Consider the following 16,346-nt stretch of genomic DNA (forward strand, 5'->3'; position numbering starts at 1 on the left):
CAAAAAAATGACGCAGAAAAATGAATCTCAACGCCAGGATCGCGTAGCCGCCTGGAGCCGTCACGCTGAAAGCGAACTGAGCGCTTACCAAAGTGCGGCAAAATTGGATCTACAAGCGCAAAAACCGCGCGACCACAAACTGTGCGCCAGCCTGGAAGAGGCCATCCGCCGTTCCGGTTTACGCGACGGCATGACGGTCTCCTTTCACCACGCGTTTCGCGGCGGCGATCTGACGATTAACCTGGTGATGGAAACCATCGCAAAGATGGGCTTCAAAAATCTGACCCTGGCCTCCAGCTCGCTGAGCGACTGCCACGCGCCGCTGGTTGAACACATTCGTAACGGGGTGGTCAGCCGCATCTACACGTCAGGCCTGCGCGGCCCGCTGGCGGAAGAAATTTCTCGCGGCCTGCTGGCTGAGCCGGTTCAGATTCACTCCCACGGCGGTCGTGTACATCTGGTACAAAGCGGCGAACTCAACATTGATGTTGCGTTTCTTGGCGTGCCCTCCTGCGATGAATTCGGTAATGCTAACGGTTATACCGGCAAAGCCTGTTGCGGTTCACTGGGCTACGCGATGGTGGATGCCGACAGCGCGAAGCAGGTCGTGATGCTGACGGAGCAACTGCTGCCGTATCCGCATAACCCGGCAAGCATCGCCCAGGATCAGGTTGATCTGATCGTGCAAATCGAAGAAGTCGGTGATGCAAACAAAATCGGCGCTGGCGCGACCCGCATGACCACTAATCCGCGTGAACTGCTGATCGCCCGCAGCGCGGCGGAAGTCATTGCTCACTCCGGCTACTTCAACGAAGGTTTCTCCCTACAAACTGGCACCGGCGGCGCATCGCTGGCGGTCACCCGCTTCCTGGAAGACAAAATGCGTAGCCGCAACATTGTGGCTAATTTCGCGCTGGGCGGTATCACCGCCACCATGGTCGACCTGCATGAAAAGGGCTTAATCCGCAAACTGCTTGACGTTCAGAGCTTCGATCGTAACGCTGCGCAATCTTTGGCCCGCAACCCGAACCATATCGAAATCAGCGCTAACCAGTACGCCAACTGGGGCTCTAAAGGCGCTTCCGTCGACCGTCTGGACGTGGTGGTACTGAGCGCGCTGGAAGTAGACACCCACTTCAATGTTAACGTGCTGACCGGCTCCGACGGCGTTCTACGCGGCGCGTCCGGCGGCCACTGCGATACCGCCGTCGCGGCGGCGCTGTCCATCATCGTCGCGCCGCTGGTGCGCGGTCGCATCCCAACGCTGGTTGATAACGTCACCACCTGCGTCACACCAGGCTCCAGCGTTGACATTCTGGTCACCGATCACGGTATCGCCGTCAATCCGGCGCGTCCGGAGCTGGCTGAACGCCTGAAAGCAGCGGGAATGAAAGTGGTATCGATTGAGTGGCTGCGCGAACGCGCGCAACTGCTTACCGGTCAGCCCCGCCCTATCGAATTCACCGACCGCGTGATTGCTGTCGTGCGTTATCGCGACGGTTCAGTGATCGATGTGGTGCATCAGGTGAAGGAATAAGCCATGCGCCTGTTTCCTGAACTCGCCACCTGTCACGACGTTTCTATTCCTGAGCTGCTCGCCAGCCGGGATGAGAGACAAGCAAGACAGCGCGCCTGGCTAACGCGCCACGCCACTCCACTGGTCTCCTTTACCGTGGTGGCGCCAGGCCCGATAAAAGACAGCGCGTTAACCCGCCGGATCTTTAATCACGGCGTGACTGCCCTGCATACGCTGGCAGAAGAGTATGGCTGGACCATCCGGGAGCAGGCTGCACTGGCTTCCGCCAGCGGGCCGGAAGGGCTGCTGGCGATTGACGCGCCCGCTCAGGCGCTCAAACAGGCGACCATCGCGCTGGAACAGCGTTATCCACTGGGGCGCCTGTGGGATATCGATGTCCTGACGGCGGAAGGCGAAATACTCTCCCGCCGCCATTTCGCGCTTCCCGCCCGCCGCTGTCTGCTGTGCGGGCAAAGCGCGGCTGAATGCGCGCGGGGTAAAACCCACGCGCTGACTGATTTACTGATTCATATGGAGGCGCTGCTGCATGATGCCGATTCCCGCCAACCCGACTAACGCCTCCATTCAGCCTCAGTCGCTGTATGACGCCTGGGCCGATTTGGCCTGGCGCGCTATGCTGACCGAGGTAAATTTATCGCCAAAACCCGGTCTGGTAGACCGACTAAACTGCGGCGCGCACAAAGATATGGCTCTGGCGGATTTTCACCGCAGCGCGGAGGCGATTCGACACTGGCTGCCGCGCTTTATGGAATATGGCGCCAGCTGCACGCGCCTGCCGCCAGAGTCGGTTCTGGCGGGCCTGCGTCCATTGGGGATGGCCTGTGAAGCAGCGATGTTTCGCGCAACGGCGGGCGTCAATACCCATAAAGGCAGCATTTTCTCGCTGGGGTTACTGTGCGCCGCCATTGGCCGCCTGTATCAGCTACGCCAGCCGATCGCCGCAGAAACACTCTGCACTACCGCCGCCGATTTTTGCCGCGGCCTGACCACGCGCGAACTGCGCCAGAACAACCTACAGCTCACCGCAGGTCAGCGGCTGTATCAGCAACTGGGATTAACCGGCGCGCGCGGTGAAGCGGAAGCGGGCTATCCGCTGGTCATCCGCCACGCGTTGCCGCACTACCGCGCATTGCTGGCGCAGGGGCGCGATCCGGAACTGGCGCTGCTTGATACCTTACTGCTGCTGATGTCGCTTAACGGCGATACCAACGTCGCGTCGCGCGGCGGGGCGGACGGTCTGCGCTGGTTACAGCAGCAGGCAGCGGTCTTATTACAGCAGGGCGGCATACGGACGCCTGACGATCTCGTTTATCTCCACCGGTTCGATCAGCAATGCATTGAACGCAATCTCAGCCCAGGCGGTAGCGCCGATCTGCTGATCGTGACCTGGTTTTTAGCGCAAATTTCGCAAGTTAATCATTAACACAATTATAGAAAATATCCTTTCCGGAGAGTCATTTATGTCTTTATCCAAAGATAATATATGGAAGTTGTTGGCCCCATTAGTGGTGATGGGCGTCATGTTGCTAATTCCTGTTCCAGATGGTATGCCGCCACAGGCCTGGCACTATTTTGCGGTTTTCGTCGCGATGATTGTCGGTATGATCCTGGAGCCGATCCCGGCGACAGCGATCAGTTTTATCGCCGTAACCATTTGCGTTATCGGCAGCAATTACCTGCTATTTGACGCTTCAGAACTGGCCGATCCGGCGTTTAAAGCCAGTAAACAGGCGCTGAAATGGGGGCTTGCCGGTTTCTCCAGCACCACGGTCTGGCTGGTTTTCGGCGCGTTTATTTTCGCGCTGGGCTACGAAGTGACCGGACTGGGGCGCCGCATTGCGCTGTTTCTGGTAAAATTCATGGGTAAACGCACGCTGACGCTCGGCTATGCGATTGTCATTATCGATATTTTGCTGGCGCCGTTTACTCCCTCCAATACGGCTCGTACCGGCGGGACTGTCTTCCCGGTCATCAAGAACCTGCCGCCGCTGTTTAAATCGTTTCCAAACGATCCTTCCGCACGCCGCATCGGCGGTTATTTGATGTGGATGATGGTGATCAGTACCAGCCTGAGCTCTTCGATGTTTGTCACTGGCGCGGCGCCAAACGTGTTAGGTCTGGAGTTCGTCAGCAAGATCGCCGGCGTCCAGATTAGCTGGCTGCAGTGGTTTCTCAGCTTTCTGCCGGTGGGGATTATTTTACTGATCGTTGCGCCGTGGCTCTCCTATGTACTTTATAAACCTGAAGTGACCCACAGTGCGGAAGTCGCGGCCTGGGCTGGCGGCGAGTTAAAAAACATGGGGCGTCTGTCCCGCAAAGAGTGGACGCTGATTGGCCTGGTGCTGCTTAGCTTAGGATTGTGGGTTTTTGGTGGAAAAATCATCAACGCCACTGCCGTGGGTTTGCTGGCCGTCTCGCTGATGCTGGCGCTGCATGTTGTGCCGTGGAAAGACATTACGCGCTACAACAGTGCCTGGAACACCCTGGTGAACCTCGCCACGCTGGTGGTCATGGCCAATGGCTTAACCCGCTCCGGCTTTATTGACTGGTTCGCCAATACCATGAGTACACATCTGGAAGGTTTCTCGCCGGATGCAACCGTGATTGTACTGGTACTGGTGTTCTATTTCGCACACTACCTGTTCGCCAGCCTTTCCGCTCACACCGCGACCATGCTGCCGGTCATTCTGGCGGTGGGTAAAGGCATTCCGGGCGTTCCGATGGAACAACTGTGTATTCTGCTGGTGCTGTCTATCGGTATCATGGGCTGTCTGACGCCGTATGCCACCGGCCCTGGTGTGATTATCTACGGCTGCGGTTACGTGAAATCCAGAGACTACTGGCGGCTTGGCGCAATCTTTGGCGTTATCTATATCGCGATGCTGTTGCTGGTGGGCTGGCCGATTCTGGCAATGTGGAATTAAACATTACGCCAACGTAGGTTAAAAATGATGCCGTTCAGGTTCACCTGAGCGGCATTTTTTATGATTAAATGGGTAACATTCATAATGTGTATAAATTATCGAATTCATCATGAACACAATATGGCATTACAGTCCGCTGCTGGCTGTCCTCTTAACCCCAATTTTTGCCGCCAACGCCGACGAACTTCAGGCGCAACAGTACGGTGATTTCACTGACTATGTGCTGGCGCTTTCCTGGCAAACCGGTTTTTGTCAAAGCCAGCATGAACGCCGCCATCGGGAACCCGATGAGTGCCGTCTGCAAAAAGAGCCAGCCAACAAAGCAGACTTTCTGACCGTCCACGGCCTGTGGCCTGGATTACCCAAATCTATCGCCGCACGCGGTGTTGACCAGCGACGCTGGCAGCGCTTTGGTTGTGCGACGCGGCCAATCCCGAATCTGCCTGAAGTCAAGGCCAGCCGGAAATGCTCCGCCCCCGCCCCCGGACTTTCGCCTGACATCGCGGCAGCGCTTAAGGAAGTGATGCCCGGCGCGGGGGGGAATTCCTGTCTGGAGCGCTACGAATATGCCAAACATGGCGCCTGTTTCGGGTTTGATCCCAATGCCTATTTCGGCACCATGATACGGCTGGATAAGGCGATAAAAGACAGCGCGCTGGGGCAGTTTCTGGCGGATAATTACGGCAAAACCGTTAGCCGCGCTGAGTTTGATAGCGTCGTCGCACAAATGTGGGGCCAGGATAATGTCAAAGCCGTTAAAGTAAACTGCCATGGCAATCCCGCCTATTTAACAGAGATTCAGTTTTCATTAAAGGCGTCGATGATTAACGCCCCGCTCTCCTCTGCCTCATTCCAGCCGCAGCCGCATCCCGGCAACTGCGGGAAACAGTTTATTATCGATAAAGCCGGTTATTGACGAAGCAGAGGTTTAAAACCGTAGCCACATTTGAGAACACGCCCGAATGTAGACTAAAATTCACTCAGGGCTATGACGTTTGAGGATTTACCCGAATGTGAACTAAATCACTTCAAAGACGGGGTAAGTCTCAGTATCATCATGAGAGTTAAACCCTCGCCGCCAGACGGTGAGGGTTTTCTTTTGGGACCATTTACCTGCACTACTCGCAGTATCGATGACATGGAGTAAGAAATGTCCAGACCCACTATTATCATTAACGACCTTGACGCCGAACGTATTGATCGTCTTCTGGAACAGCCTGCGTATGCGGATCTGCCGATTGCCGACGCGCTCAACGCCGAACTGGATCGCGCGCAAATGTGTTCGCCACAAGAGATGCCGAACGATGTCGTCACCATGAACAGCCGCGTTAAATTCCGCAATTTGAGCGATGGTGAAACACGCGTGCGGACGCTGGTGTATCCCGCCAATATGACGGACAGCAGTACCCAGCTTTCGGTAATGGCGCCCGTCGGCGCGGCGTTGCTGGGACTGCGCGTCGGCGACACCATTCACTGGGAACTGCCGGGCGGCGCCTCCACCCATCTCGAAGTGCTGGAACTCGAATATCAGCCTGAAGCCGCGGGCGACTTCCTGCGTTAAACCATCTGCATAAGCGTTAATGCGTTTACACAGAGGATGCCTGCGCATCCTCTTTCCGTTAGCCCTTTCATTTGCCTGTTTCAGACAACGCCGCCTGGCATCGGGTTGATGACTCCCGTCGCCTGTTTCTGCGCCGCTTGTGCCGACGTCGCTCCCGGCACCAGGATAACCTTCCGGCACTCTTCTTCGCGTTTTTCGAAAATTTCGTAGCCGCGCGCCGCCTCTTCAAACGGCATATAGTGCGTGACAATCTCCTCCGGCTTCAGCAACCCTTTTTCAATAAGCGGTAATAATTCCCCCAGCCACGCGTGAACATGGGTTTGACCCATTTTAAAAGTTAGCCCCTTATCAAAGGCGTCGCCGAATAAAAAGCCGTGAATAAAACCGGCATACACGCCGGGCACGCTGACCACGCCGCCGCGTCTGACCGCCGCGATACATTGTCGCAGCGCTTTGCCGCTGCTGCCTTCCAGTTTAAGGTTCGTCAGCACCGTCTCCGTCATGCTGCCTTTCGCTTCAAAGCCTACGGCATCAATTACCGCGTCCACGCCGCGGTGTCCTGCCGTCTGCTCGATGATTTTTTCCGCCGGATCGTTCTCATCATCGAAGTTGATCGGTATCGCGCCATAACGTTCTTCGGCGAAACGCAGGCGCCAGGCGTGGTGATCAACGACGAAGATCTGCTCCGCGCCCAGCAGTCGCGCACAGGCGATAGTCAGTAATCCTACCGGCCCTGCGCCAAAAACCGCCACGCTGGAACCTTGCTGAATCTGGGCATTTTTTGCCGCCTGCCAGGCGGTAGGCAAAATATCAGAAAGAAACAGCGCCTTATCGTCAGATAACAGCGGCGGCACCTTAAATGGACCGACATTACCTTTTGGCACGCGAACATATTCGGCCTGTCCGCCGGGAACGCCGCCATATAGATGGCTATACCCAAACAGCGCCGCCGGTGGCGGGATCTGTTTTTTATTCATCGCCGCGCCGTGTCCGTCGTTAGTGTTTTCACACGCTGAATATTGCTGTAGCCGACAGAAAAAGCAGTCACCACAGGCAATGACAAACGGGATAACGACCCGATCCCCTTTCCGAATATTCTTCACATCATGTCCGGTTTCCACCACCTCGCCCATAAATTCATGGCCGAAAATATCACCATGTTTTACCTGTGGGATCTTGCCGCGATAGAGATGCAAATCAGATCCGCAAATCGCGGTGGCGGTAACACGCAAAATGATATCGTCAGGCTGCTCAATGCCGGGATCGGGTACGTTTTCAACCTTTACGTGATGTGGACCGTGATACGTCAATGCTTTCATGCAGCCTCCGGGGTAACGGTGAATGTCACGTTCGACTATAAAAGGGTAGCTATCCCGGAGAGACTGCCGGCAAAACAGGCGGCTTTAGGATTTTTCCTGGAAAATACATGACTTTTTTAACGTCAGGTTGCCGTAATATTTAAAATTGCCAGACAAATAGCAGAAAGAAACATTATTATATGCTTGAATAAATTCAGTATTGATTAACAGGGAGTAACGGGTATGTATAAGACAATCATTATGCCGGTTGATGTTTTTGAAATGGAACTTAGCGATAAAGCTATTCGCCACGCTGAGTTTCTGGCGCAACAGGATGGCGTCATTCATCTGTTGCATGTACTGCCTGGGTCCGCGAGCATGAGTCTGCACCGCTTTGCCGCCGACGTGCGTCGCTTTGAAGAACATTTACAGCATGAGGCGGAAACGCGTCTGCAAACGATGGTGGGACACTTCAGTATCGATCCTTCACGAATTAAAACGCATGTTCGCTTTGGTAGCGTGCGCGATGTCGTCAATGAGATGGGCGAAGAACTGGATGCGGATGTCGTGGTAATCGGTTCGCGTAATCCGTCCATCACGACACACCTGTTGGGGTCTAACGCCTCAAGCGTGGTGCGCCATGCGACGCTGCCAGTATTGGTTGTGCGTTAACTCTGGTGGCTAAAAACTGACACGCCCTGCCAGGTCACGCCTGGCAGGGCTTTTTACTGCATCATCGTTAGTACAAATGCCCGATATTCACAATAGTACTCACCGTGTCGCCAAAAAAGACCAGCCGACTCAGAAATACGCCGACGAATAACAAGACGAACAGGAGTTTCGGGCGCGAATCACCGTGACGGCTGGCGACAAAAGCGAGCGCAAGGCAGACCAGGCTTACCAGATAAAACGGTGAAGCCAGCCATGAACGCGCCGTCATCTGCATTATCGTTCCCCCGCTTAACCACACCAGCGGCGCCGCGATAAGTACCGCGATACACACCACAATCCCCTGGCGTAACGCAGGAACGGCAGGCCTGAGTTTTAACAGCGGAATCGCCGCGCAACCCATGACCCATACCGTAATAAAAAATAACAGCATGGTAAACCCATTAGCGATAGCCACCATCGCTGGCGCGGCGTAGGTCATCCCCTGCACCGCCACCAGTAACACGCCGAACACGGAGGCGATAAGAGCCATCGCTTTATGTCCCTTTGCCAGGAAAGTTACGCCGACCGCTGCGCCAAACAACGTGGCGCCAAGGATTTCCCGACTTAACCAGGCATGTCGCAGGTTAATCAGCGCATTATAAGCGCGATCGGGATGCGCCAGATGCAGAATCGCGGCAATAGACGCCAATGCCAGCACCAGCCCGGTGGCCAACCAATAGAAACGCTGGCCTTCCACTTCACCACGCAGCGTACGCCATGTCAGTACCAAAGCCATCCCGACAGACATCTGGCTTAATACCGTAAAAAACACCAGCGGCAGTTCATATTTTTCCATTACTTGTCCTCCGGCTGCTTAGGCTGGCGCGCCAGAATAAAGCGCGTTCCTGGATTGAGCTGTGGCATATGCGGGAACCCTGGCGGATACTGCACCGCATTATCGGGCACAGGATCGGCATCCAAATCGATAATCGACAAGGCGCCCACCGGACAGGCGTTTACGCACGCCGGATTCATACCGATATCAAGACGCTCGTAGCACATACTGCATTTTTCCGCTTTACGCGTCTCTTCATTAAAACGCGGCGCGCCATAAGGACAGTTACGAATACAGTTTTTGCAGCCAATGCAGCGCTCAGGGTTATGCACCACCACGCCATCTTCACGTTTGGTATAGGCTTCGACCGGACAGGCGGCGACGCAGGCCGGATGTTCGCAGTGGTTACAGGCCAGCGAGTAAAACGCCCGCTCTTCATGTGGATAGATGTCTTTATCCAACGGATAAACGTAGCGCCAGAAGCGATCCGGCTCCAGTTGGTTAAAGCTTTTACACGCCATAGCACAGCCGCGGCAGCCGATGCACTTATCGCTACTCACTAAAAACGCACGTCTCATGCTACGGATTCCCCTTTACCGATCAATACAACGTCAGCAAACTGACTGTGGATAGCGGCGCCCGGCGCGCCAGTTTTCATCAGCCCCATATCAGCAGGCGTATCGGCCACGACGTTTTGCACGTTGTACTGCCGTTTCGGGAACCACGCTTCATACATCACCAGAAAATCTTCCGGCACGTTGGTGGTGACTTTTGCCCGCAGCTCAACTTCACCGGTGCCATTGAAAACTTTGACCAGATCGTTCTCGCTGATGCCTTTTTTTTGTGCGGAAGAAGGATGGATATAAACGAACGGTTCCGGGTAGAACACCTGCATCCAGTCCAGGTTGATAAACTGCGAGTGCAGGCCAAACTGCACGTGCGGCGTAAACAGATGGAACGGCAGTTTGCTCTCGGCTTCCGGTTTGTATTCCGGCAGCGCGGTGTGGCCGTTTTTCTCCGCCAGTTCAGATTTAAATTCATACTTGCCTGACGGCGTTTTGAACTTGCGGTCATACCAGGCGGCAGAGCTTGGCAGGATCGCTTTTTTCGGCCCGTCCAGCAGATCGTCCCAGGAAGAGATGCCGAACATTTTCGCCATACCGTCGTTGAACTCCTGATCCAGCCAGCGCTTGTGATCGAACTCTTGCGGGAAGGTACAGGAACCCGGCGCCATCTTATTCATGGTGCGCGACAGCATGGTCGCGATTTCAAGGTCGCATTTTGCTTCATACATCGGCTTAATCGCCGGCTGATTAATGGAAAGCCAGTAGTGCCAGTAAGAAGCATCCACGTTCCACTCTTCAAACGCGGTGGTAACGGGCAGCACGATATCAGCGTGTTGCACCGTTTCGTTGAAGAACTGATCGGCGCAGACCACCATTTCCAGTTTTTCAAACGCTTTTTTCATCTTGCTGCGATCGAAATCCTGGGCAAACGGGTTTTTACAGGCGACCCACAGCATACGAACCGGCGGATCGTTGGCCTCCAGAATCCCCTGCGCCGTCTGGTTGATATTCAGAGAGCGATCGGAGTACTGCACGGCGTCGCTGCCAGCGGCAGCCCCGAATTCACTGGTGGTGCCCGCCGCTCCCGGTATGCCAATAGCGCCCACCGGCGGCTTCTGCATCATGGCGTTATAGTTAAAGCCCCAGGTATGCAGATGGCCATAACGCGCGCCGCCGCCTTCGACACCGATGTTGCCGGACATAGCGACAAAGGCATCGATAGCGCGAACGTTGGCGCCGCCGTTGACATGACGCTGCATCCCGTAACCAATCCAGACCGTGGCCGGCTTAACCGCCGTAAACTCTTCTGCCAGCTGGCGAATGACATCCGCAGACAGGCCGCAGATTTCTGCTGCCCACTCCACGGTCACATGGTTACGCAGATAGGCTTCAAATTCCGGATAGCCGTGAGCATCGTTGTTGACAAAATTCTGATCCACCAGGCCTTTATCCACCAGATGACGCGCCATCCCCAGCGCCAGCGCACCGTCTGAGCCAGGCCGTACGCGCAGGTAGAGATCGGCTTTGGCAGCAGTCTGCGACAGCAGCGGGTCGATAACCACGACCTTCGCCCCTTTCTCGCGCGCCTGATAGATGTACTTCATGCTGTGCATTGAGCACCAGGCCGGGTTGGCGCCCCAGATAATGATGTATTTCGCTTTCACCATATCTTCCGGGTCGTTACACCACATGTCGCCCATGTCGTAGTTTTGCGCGTCGATGCCGGCAGGCCAGCACGGCGTACCGGCAAAACGGGTGGTGTAGCCAAGCGAGGACATCATCCCTTCAACGGCATAGTTCAGCACGCCAAACTTACCGGAATATTTGGTCAGCGCCAGACCGAGCATAGAACCGTCTTTTTTCTTAATCTCCAGCATTTTGGCGGCAATGCGCTGCATCGCCTCTTCCCATGAGATGCGACGCCAGTTGCCGCTACCGCGAACGTCCTGCGCCATGGGATATTTAATACGATCGGGGCTATAAACCCGGCGCGGATAGCTTAACCCTTTGACGCAAGGGGTACCGTGAGTAAATGTTGATTCCGGCGCGCCTTCCACGAAAGTAATGACCCCGTCCTTTACCCACGTCTTGAGGCTACAGGTGTCATAGCAGTTACGCGGACACGCGTTACGATAAATTTTGTACGTTTTAGGGTTAAAGGGAACAGGCGGCTGCGCAAGCGCGCATCGGGAGGTCAGTAATCCTCCGGGTAAAGCCGCAACGGCGCCCAGCGCCACTATCCCCTTTAAAAAAGAACGTCTGTTCAGATGTCCCGTCTCATTACTCATATTGATACTCTCGTTTTAATTCATCAAACCAATAAAATAAGATGTCCGCCACCGTATATAACGTGGTCGTTTGTGCATGAGTTTTTATTTTTTCGATATATAATGGCACCCACTTTGTTAAATAGTTATTGATATATTGAGTGAGAGTAGAGCGGTATTGTGACGTTTGCCGGGTATTAGCCAGTAATAGTGTGGTCAACTCCAGCACGCAGGAAATATGATCGTCAGGAATATTGATCTCCTGATTAACCGACAATCCCAACGCTGCCATAAACTCCCGTATCTCCAGCGTCGCCTTTCCCATCACCAGCGCATCCTCTTCCAGATACACTGAAGCGAAAGGCGCAGCCAGCAGCTTGCCAGGACCGACGAATAGCGCATTAAAGTCATACTCCGCTTCCAGCCACGCCCGGTCGGTAAGGTTTACCGCAGCAGAGGGATTTAATCTCACGTAGGCAGATTTCAGTGAATGACTATCATGAGAATTAAAAAAATCACGCAATGTAAGCCCTGTTTTTTCTAATTCCGTCAGTGATTCATAGATTGAATCCATGAATAAATAACCTCACATACAAATGCAATATAAATCAAGAAAAAAGAATGGGCATGTTAGCGGAAGCGCTTAATCTTTCTTTGATAAAAAAACAGAAAAATTCCAGTTAAATCCGTAGAAGGCTTTTTTATTGTTTCAAAGTTTAAAAACAGAAGACCGTTGAAATAAAAAACCGTCTGTTATTAACAGACGGTTTCAGAGTATTGATAATGAAGAACGTGTTTTACCCGGCGGCGTTCCCCGGGCATAAACACCGCAGGCCCGAATAGCTTACACTATCGGGCCATTTACGATGGCCAGTTAACTGGCCTTGCAGGTGTGCTTACTTCTTTTTATGCGATTTTGGTACGAATCAGATAATCAAAGGCGCTCAACGAGGCTTTCGCCCCTTCGCCTGTGGCGATGATAATCTGTTTGTAAGGAACGGTGGTACAATCGCCTGCGGCGAAGACGCCCTTAACGCTGGTTTCACATTTGGCGTCAATAATGATCTCGCCCATGCGGTTACGCTCAAGCGCGCCTTCCAGCCAGTGGGTATTCGGCAACAGACCAATCTGCACAAAAATGCCTGCCAGCGCGACGCTATGAATATCGCCGCTGACACGGTCACGATACTCCAGCCCCACCACTTTCGAACCGTCGCCCTTCACTTCTGTCGTTTGCGCATTCAAAATGATATCGACATTTTTCAGGCTACGCACTTTGTCCTGTAGCACCTGATCCGCCTTCATCTCCGGCGCAAACTCCAGCAACGTAACGTGTTCTACAATACCTGCCAGATCGATAGCCGCTTCAACGCCGGAGTTGCCGCCGCCGATGACCGCCACACGCTTCCCTTTAAATAACGGACCGTCGCAGTGCGGACAATAGGTGACGCCTTTGGTGCGATACTGATCCTCGCCCGGCACATTCATATTGCGCCATTTCGCGCCGGTGGCGATGATGATACTGCGCGCTTTCAATACTGCGCCGGACGCCGTTTCAATCTGATGCAGGCCGCCTTCTGTCGCGGCCGGAACCAGTTTACTTGCGCTCTGGCTGTCGATAACGTCAACGTCGTAATCGCTGACATGCGCTTTCAGCGCGCCCGCCAGTTTCTGGCCTTCGGTTTTCGGCACCGAGATATAGTTTTCGATATCCACGGTATCCAGCACCTGACCGCCGAAGCGCTCGCCCATCAGACCGGTACGGATGCCTTTGCGCGCCGAGTAGACCGCCGCCGCCGCGCCCGCCGGGCCGGAGCCGACAATCAGTACGTCATACGCATCGCGTTTGTTCAGCGCTTCCGCCGCGCGTTTTTCTGCGCCAGTATCCACTTTAGCGACAATCTCGGTCAGAGTCATACGTCCCTGGCCGAACTCTTTACCGTTGACAAACACCGCCGGAACGCCCATCACGTTACGTTCGGTGATTTCGTTCTGGAAGGTGCCGCCATCAATTGCCGTATGTTTAATACGCGGGTTCAACACCGCCATCAGGTTCAGCGCCTGCACTACGTCCGGGCAGTTATGGCAGGAGAGTGAATAATAAGTTTCGAATTCAAAATCGCCGTCAATATCGCGAATCTGCTCCAGCAGCGACTGCGCTTCTTTTGACGGATGACCGCCGGTCCACAGCAGCGCCAAAACCAGCGAGGTAAATTCGTGGCCCAGCGGAGAACCGGCAAAGCGCGGCCCCTGCTGAGAACCTGGATTCGTAATCAGGAAAGACGGCTTGCGCACCGGCAGAGTATTGTCTTCTTTAAATGTGACTTTGTCGGACAGCTCGGCGATTTCAGCCAGCAGTTCCTTGATTTCCGCCGATTTAGCGCTGTCATCCAGCGTGGCAATCAGCTCAACAGGTTTGGTCAGTTTCTCAAGGTAAGCCCTGAGCTGGGTTTTCATATTTGTGTCGAGCATTCTTCTTCCCTCTCTGAAAACATCATCATGCAAGCCGACTGCGCGGGACTGCATTAATGCAACTTGCGTCATGGTGCTGAAATGAAATGGGCGCGGGTGCGCCCATGACTGAAACAATTTCCAAAGTATTTCACGTCAGAGTAAGGCGGCTAGCCTGAGAATCCCCGGGAGCTTACTGAAGTAAGTGACCGGGGTGAGCAGGCGACGCCAACGCAGCTATGGCGTGAGAGACGACGGAAATTTAGATTTTACCAACCAGGTCTAAAGATGGAGCCAGAGTCGCTTCACCTTCTTTCCATTTCGCCGGGCATACTTCGCCTGGGTGAGCGGCAACGTACTGTGCTGCTTTAATTTTACGCAGCAGGTCAGACGCGTCACGGCCGATACCTTCAGCGGTAACTTCGATCGCCTGGATAATACCCTGCGGGTCAACAACAAAGGTCGCACGGTCTGCCAGACCTTCATCTTCACGCATGTTGTCGAAGTTACGGGTCAGGGCGCCAGTCGGGTCGCCGATCATCGCATATTTGATTTTTGCGATAGTTTCAGAGCTGCTGTGCCATGCTTTGTGCGTGAAGTGAGTATCGGTTGAGACGGAATAAACGTCTACGCCCAGCTTCTGCAGTTCTTCGTAATGGTCGGCAACGTCACCCAGTTCAGTCGGGCAAACAAAGGTAAAATCGGCCGGGTAGAAGAAGAAGACGCTCCAGCGGCCTTCGGTATCTTTCTCGGTGACTTCAATGAATTCACCGTTTTTGAACGCCTGGTTTTTGAAAGGTTTGATTTTGGTGTTAATTAAGGACATCTATACTTCCTCCGTGTTTTCGTTGAGGAGTAAGTTAACGAAATTTTGCTGATTCGGCTAATGCGTTTCCATTATCAAATCAATAAGCGTTAACTAACAACCCGATTCGGGCGACATTGTGAACACTGCGCCCTGTCAGCCATCTAAAGTAAAAAGGCCGCCTGACAGGCGGCCCCATTACCTGAACTACCCGTAGGTAACTTCAGAGCCAGTACGACTCGTCTTGCAAATTACAGACGTATTGTCTGCAACTCGAAATCCATAGCGTATATGCTGGCTAAGTGTTGCGCTCTACATTACCTTAACAAAGGCTGTAACAGCGAAAAGGATTACATCACCCCAGCATAGAAAGGGCAATCCCGGCACGCCAGCTCTTACCTATGTCTGTGATAGGCATCATCATTAATACTCTTTTCGCTTTGATCTTAAAAGGAAAAAATATGATTAAACGTACATTGCTGCTTGCTATGCTGCCCATTCTCGCCCACGCGGAAGAACTGCCTGCGCCGGTTAAAGCCATTGAAAAACAGGGCATAACTATCCTGAAATCCTTCGAGGCGCCGGGGGGCATGAAGGGCTATCTCGGAAAGTATCAGGATATGGGCGTCACGATTTACCTGACGCCGGACGGCAAACACGCGATTTCCGGCTATATGTATAATGAAAAAGGTGAAAATCTTAGCAACGCCCTGATAGAAAAAGAGATCTATGCGCCGGCCGGACGTGAAATGTGGCAGAAAATGGAAAAAGCGTCATGGATACTCGACGGTAAAAAAGACGCGCCGGTGGTGCTGTATGTCTTCGCCGACCCTTTCTGCCCCTATTGTAAGCAGTTTTGGCAGCAAGCTCGCCCGTGGGTCGAATCCGGCAAGGTACAATTACGTACGTTACTGGTCGGCGTGATTAAACCGGAAAGCCCGGCCACAGCCGCAGCGATTTTAGCCGCGAAAGACCCGGCGAAAACCTGGCATGACTATGAAGCCTCCGCAGGAAAGATGAAGCTGGAGGTTCCGGCGTCCATCCCCCCGGCGCAGATGAAAGTCATTAATCAGAATCAGCAGTTAATGGACGATCTTGGCGCTAACGCGACGCCAGCAATTTATTACATGAATAAAGATAAGATTTTGCAACAGGTTGTGGGTTTACCGGAAAAAGCGCAACTGGACGCCATGATGGGGCAGCCTTAACGCAGAAATTAGCAAGGCAGAAGCTTAACCGTACCACGCCCGATAGCGCTGCGTTTGTCGGGCCAACCTCTTCCTGGCATTAACGCGACGCCAGACCAGCATGTCATCCGGCACAGCCTTTTTAGACTAACGGCGTGATTATAAAAGTGTACGTTATGTCCGCCTTTACTGTGATTATTTACTCGCTAAAATATTCATAACTGTGGTATTTTAGTTTAAATAAACTCTACATTAAGTTTAATA

15 protein-coding genes are annotated in these 16,346 nt (G+C 53.6%); 8 read left to right on the forward strand and 7 right to left on the reverse strand.

The window, feature by feature from the left end:
• The first annotated feature begins 7 nt into the window (after positions 1-7).
• The 6 genes from citF to rnk all read left to right on the forward strand — a co-directional run bounded on the left by citF (position 8) and on the right by rnk (position 6,022).
• Positions 8-1,537 (forward strand): citrate lyase subunit alpha, encoded by a 1,530-nt coding sequence (gene citF / locus NA330_RS10910; protein WP_000192334.1) that lies wholly within the window; start codon positions 8-10, stop codon positions 1,535-1,537.
• A gap of 3 nt (positions 1,538-1,540) precedes the next feature.
• Positions 1,541-2,092, forward strand: coding sequence for a citrate lyase holo-[acyl-carrier protein] synthase (gene citX, locus NA330_RS10915; RefSeq protein ID WP_001236063.1), 552 nt, complete (start codon positions 1,541-1,543; stop codon positions 2,090-2,092).
• Entirely contained in the window at positions 2,064-2,960 is an 897-nt protein-coding gene (citG, locus tag NA330_RS10920; RefSeq protein WP_023242560.1) for a triphosphoribosyl-dephospho-CoA synthase CitG, read from the forward strand. Before citX ends, citG begins: the two co-directional genes overlap by 29 nt.
• A 37-nt stretch (positions 2,961-2,997) precedes the next feature.
• Positions 2,998-4,461: a citrate/succinate antiporter CitT gene (gene citT, locus NA330_RS10925; protein WP_000059029.1), complete on the forward strand. Its 1,464-nt coding sequence runs from the start codon at positions 2,998-3,000 to the stop codon at positions 4,459-4,461.
• 109 nt (positions 4,462-4,570) lie between these two features.
• Complete coding sequence (gene rna, locus NA330_RS10930) at positions 4,571-5,377, forward strand: ribonuclease I (RefSeq protein ID WP_001092586.1); 807 nt, start codon at positions 4,571-4,573, stop codon at positions 5,375-5,377.
• A 234-nt stretch (positions 5,378-5,611) separates the two neighbouring features.
• On the forward strand, positions 5,612-6,022 hold the full coding sequence (gene rnk, locus NA330_RS10935; protein ID WP_000089748.1) for a nucleoside diphosphate kinase regulator: 411 nt from the start codon (positions 5,612-5,614) through the stop codon (positions 6,020-6,022).
• An 80-nt stretch (positions 6,023-6,102) separates the two neighbouring features.
• Here the strand turns inward: rnk and NA330_RS10940 are convergent, their stop codons facing one another.
• Positions 6,103-7,341 (reverse strand): zinc-dependent alcohol dehydrogenase, encoded by a 1,239-nt coding sequence (locus tag NA330_RS10940; RefSeq protein ID WP_000646118.1) that lies wholly within the window; start codon positions 7,339-7,341, stop codon positions 6,103-6,105.
• A gap of 222 nt (positions 7,342-7,563) precedes the next feature.
• Here NA330_RS10940 and uspG point away from each other — a divergent pair, with 222 nt between their 5' ends.
• Positions 7,564-7,992, forward strand: coding sequence for a universal stress protein UspG (gene uspG, locus NA330_RS10945; RefSeq protein WP_000278499.1), 429 nt, complete (start codon positions 7,564-7,566; stop codon positions 7,990-7,992).
• Between the two features lie 67 nt (positions 7,993-8,059).
• Here the strand turns inward: uspG and NA330_RS10950 are convergent, their stop codons facing one another.
• The 6 genes from NA330_RS10950 to ahpC form a co-directional block, all read right to left on the reverse strand.
• Positions 8,060-8,827: a dimethyl sulfoxide reductase anchor subunit family protein gene (locus tag NA330_RS10950; protein WP_023240940.1), complete on the reverse strand. Its 768-nt coding sequence runs from the start codon at positions 8,825-8,827 to the stop codon at positions 8,060-8,062.
• Positions 8,827-9,384 (reverse strand): 4Fe-4S dicluster domain-containing protein, encoded by a 558-nt coding sequence (locus tag NA330_RS10955; protein WP_023242313.1) that lies wholly within the window; start codon positions 9,382-9,384, stop codon positions 8,827-8,829. The genes NA330_RS10950 and NA330_RS10955 overlap by 1 nt, the downstream gene beginning before the upstream one ends.
• Positions 9,381-11,660 (reverse strand): molybdopterin-dependent oxidoreductase, encoded by a 2,280-nt coding sequence (locus NA330_RS10960; RefSeq protein WP_023242312.1) that lies wholly within the window; start codon positions 11,658-11,660, stop codon positions 9,381-9,383. Before NA330_RS10960 ends, NA330_RS10955 begins: the two co-directional genes overlap by 4 nt.
• Positions 11,653-12,213 carry a TorD/DmsD family molecular chaperone gene (locus NA330_RS10965; RefSeq protein ID WP_023242311.1) on the reverse strand — a complete coding sequence of 187 codons (561 nt, stop codon included), beginning with the start codon at positions 12,211-12,213 and terminating at the stop codon, positions 11,653-11,655. Before NA330_RS10965 ends, NA330_RS10960 begins: the two co-directional genes overlap by 8 nt.
• A 332-nt stretch (positions 12,214-12,545) precedes the next feature.
• Positions 12,546-14,111 carry an alkyl hydroperoxide reductase subunit F gene (gene ahpF / locus NA330_RS10970; protein ID WP_000887644.1) on the reverse strand — a complete coding sequence of 522 codons (1,566 nt, stop codon included), beginning with the start codon at positions 14,109-14,111 and terminating at the stop codon, positions 12,546-12,548.
• Between the two features lie 241 nt (positions 14,112-14,352).
• Positions 14,353-14,916: an alkyl hydroperoxide reductase subunit C gene (gene ahpC, locus NA330_RS10975; RefSeq protein ID WP_000052802.1), complete on the reverse strand. Its 564-nt coding sequence runs from the start codon at positions 14,914-14,916 to the stop codon at positions 14,353-14,355.
• Positions 14,917-15,356: 440 nt separating this feature from the next.
• On the opposite strand from ahpC, the gene dsbG reads away from it, so the two are divergent.
• Positions 15,357-16,103 (forward strand): thiol:disulfide interchange protein DsbG, encoded by a 747-nt coding sequence (gene dsbG / locus NA330_RS10980; protein ID WP_000597122.1) that lies wholly within the window; start codon positions 15,357-15,359, stop codon positions 16,101-16,103.
• Positions 16,104-16,346: the final 243 nt, after the last annotated feature.

Origin of the sequence: Salmonella sp. NW722 (genome assembly GCF_051702785.1) — a bacterium.
In the GTDB taxonomy this organism is placed as follows: domain Bacteria; phylum Pseudomonadota; class Gammaproteobacteria; order Enterobacterales; family Enterobacteriaceae; genus Salmonella; species Salmonella enterica.

Bases quoted from the DNA above. Each gene is read 5' to 3' on its own strand.
- citF (WP_000192334.1), top strand. From the start codon at position 8: ATGACGCAGAAAAATGAATCTCAACGCCAGGATCGCGTAGCCGCCTGG.
- citX (WP_001236063.1), top strand. From the start codon at position 1,541: ATGCGCCTGTTTCCTGAACTCGCCACCTGTCACGACGTTTCTATTCCT.
- citG (WP_023242560.1), top strand. From the start codon at position 2,064: ATGATGCCGATTCCCGCCAACCCGACTAACGCCTCCATTCAGCCTCAG.
- citT (WP_000059029.1), top strand. From the start codon at position 2,998: ATGTCTTTATCCAAAGATAATATATGGAAGTTGTTGGCCCCATTAGTG.
- rna (WP_001092586.1), top strand. From the start codon at position 4,571: ATGAACACAATATGGCATTACAGTCCGCTGCTGGCTGTCCTCTTAACC.
- rnk (WP_000089748.1), top strand. From the start codon at position 5,612: ATGTCCAGACCCACTATTATCATTAACGACCTTGACGCCGAACGTATT.
- NA330_RS10940 (WP_000646118.1), bottom strand. From the start codon at position 7,341: ATGAAAGCATTGACGTATCACGGTCCACATCACGTAAAGGTTGAAAAC.
- uspG (WP_000278499.1), top strand. From the start codon at position 7,564: ATGTATAAGACAATCATTATGCCGGTTGATGTTTTTGAAATGGAACTT.
- NA330_RS10950 (WP_023240940.1), bottom strand. From the start codon at position 8,827: ATGGAAAAATATGAACTGCCGCTGGTGTTTTTTACGGTATTAAGCCAG.
- NA330_RS10955 (WP_023242313.1), bottom strand. From the start codon at position 9,384: ATGAGACGTGCGTTTTTAGTGAGTAGCGATAAGTGCATCGGCTGCCGC.
- NA330_RS10960 (WP_023242312.1), bottom strand. From the start codon at position 11,660: ATGAGTAATGAGACGGGACATCTGAACAGACGTTCTTTTTTAAAGGGG.
- NA330_RS10965 (WP_023242311.1), bottom strand. From the start codon at position 12,213: ATGGATTCAATCTATGAATCACTGACGGAATTAGAAAAAACAGGGCTT.
- ahpF (WP_000887644.1), bottom strand. From the start codon at position 14,111: ATGCTCGACACAAATATGAAAACCCAGCTCAGGGCTTACCTTGAGAAA.
- ahpC (WP_000052802.1), bottom strand. From the start codon at position 14,916: ATGTCCTTAATTAACACCAAAATCAAACCTTTCAAAAACCAGGCGTTC.
- dsbG (WP_000597122.1), top strand. From the start codon at position 15,357: ATGATTAAACGTACATTGCTGCTTGCTATGCTGCCCATTCTCGCCCAC.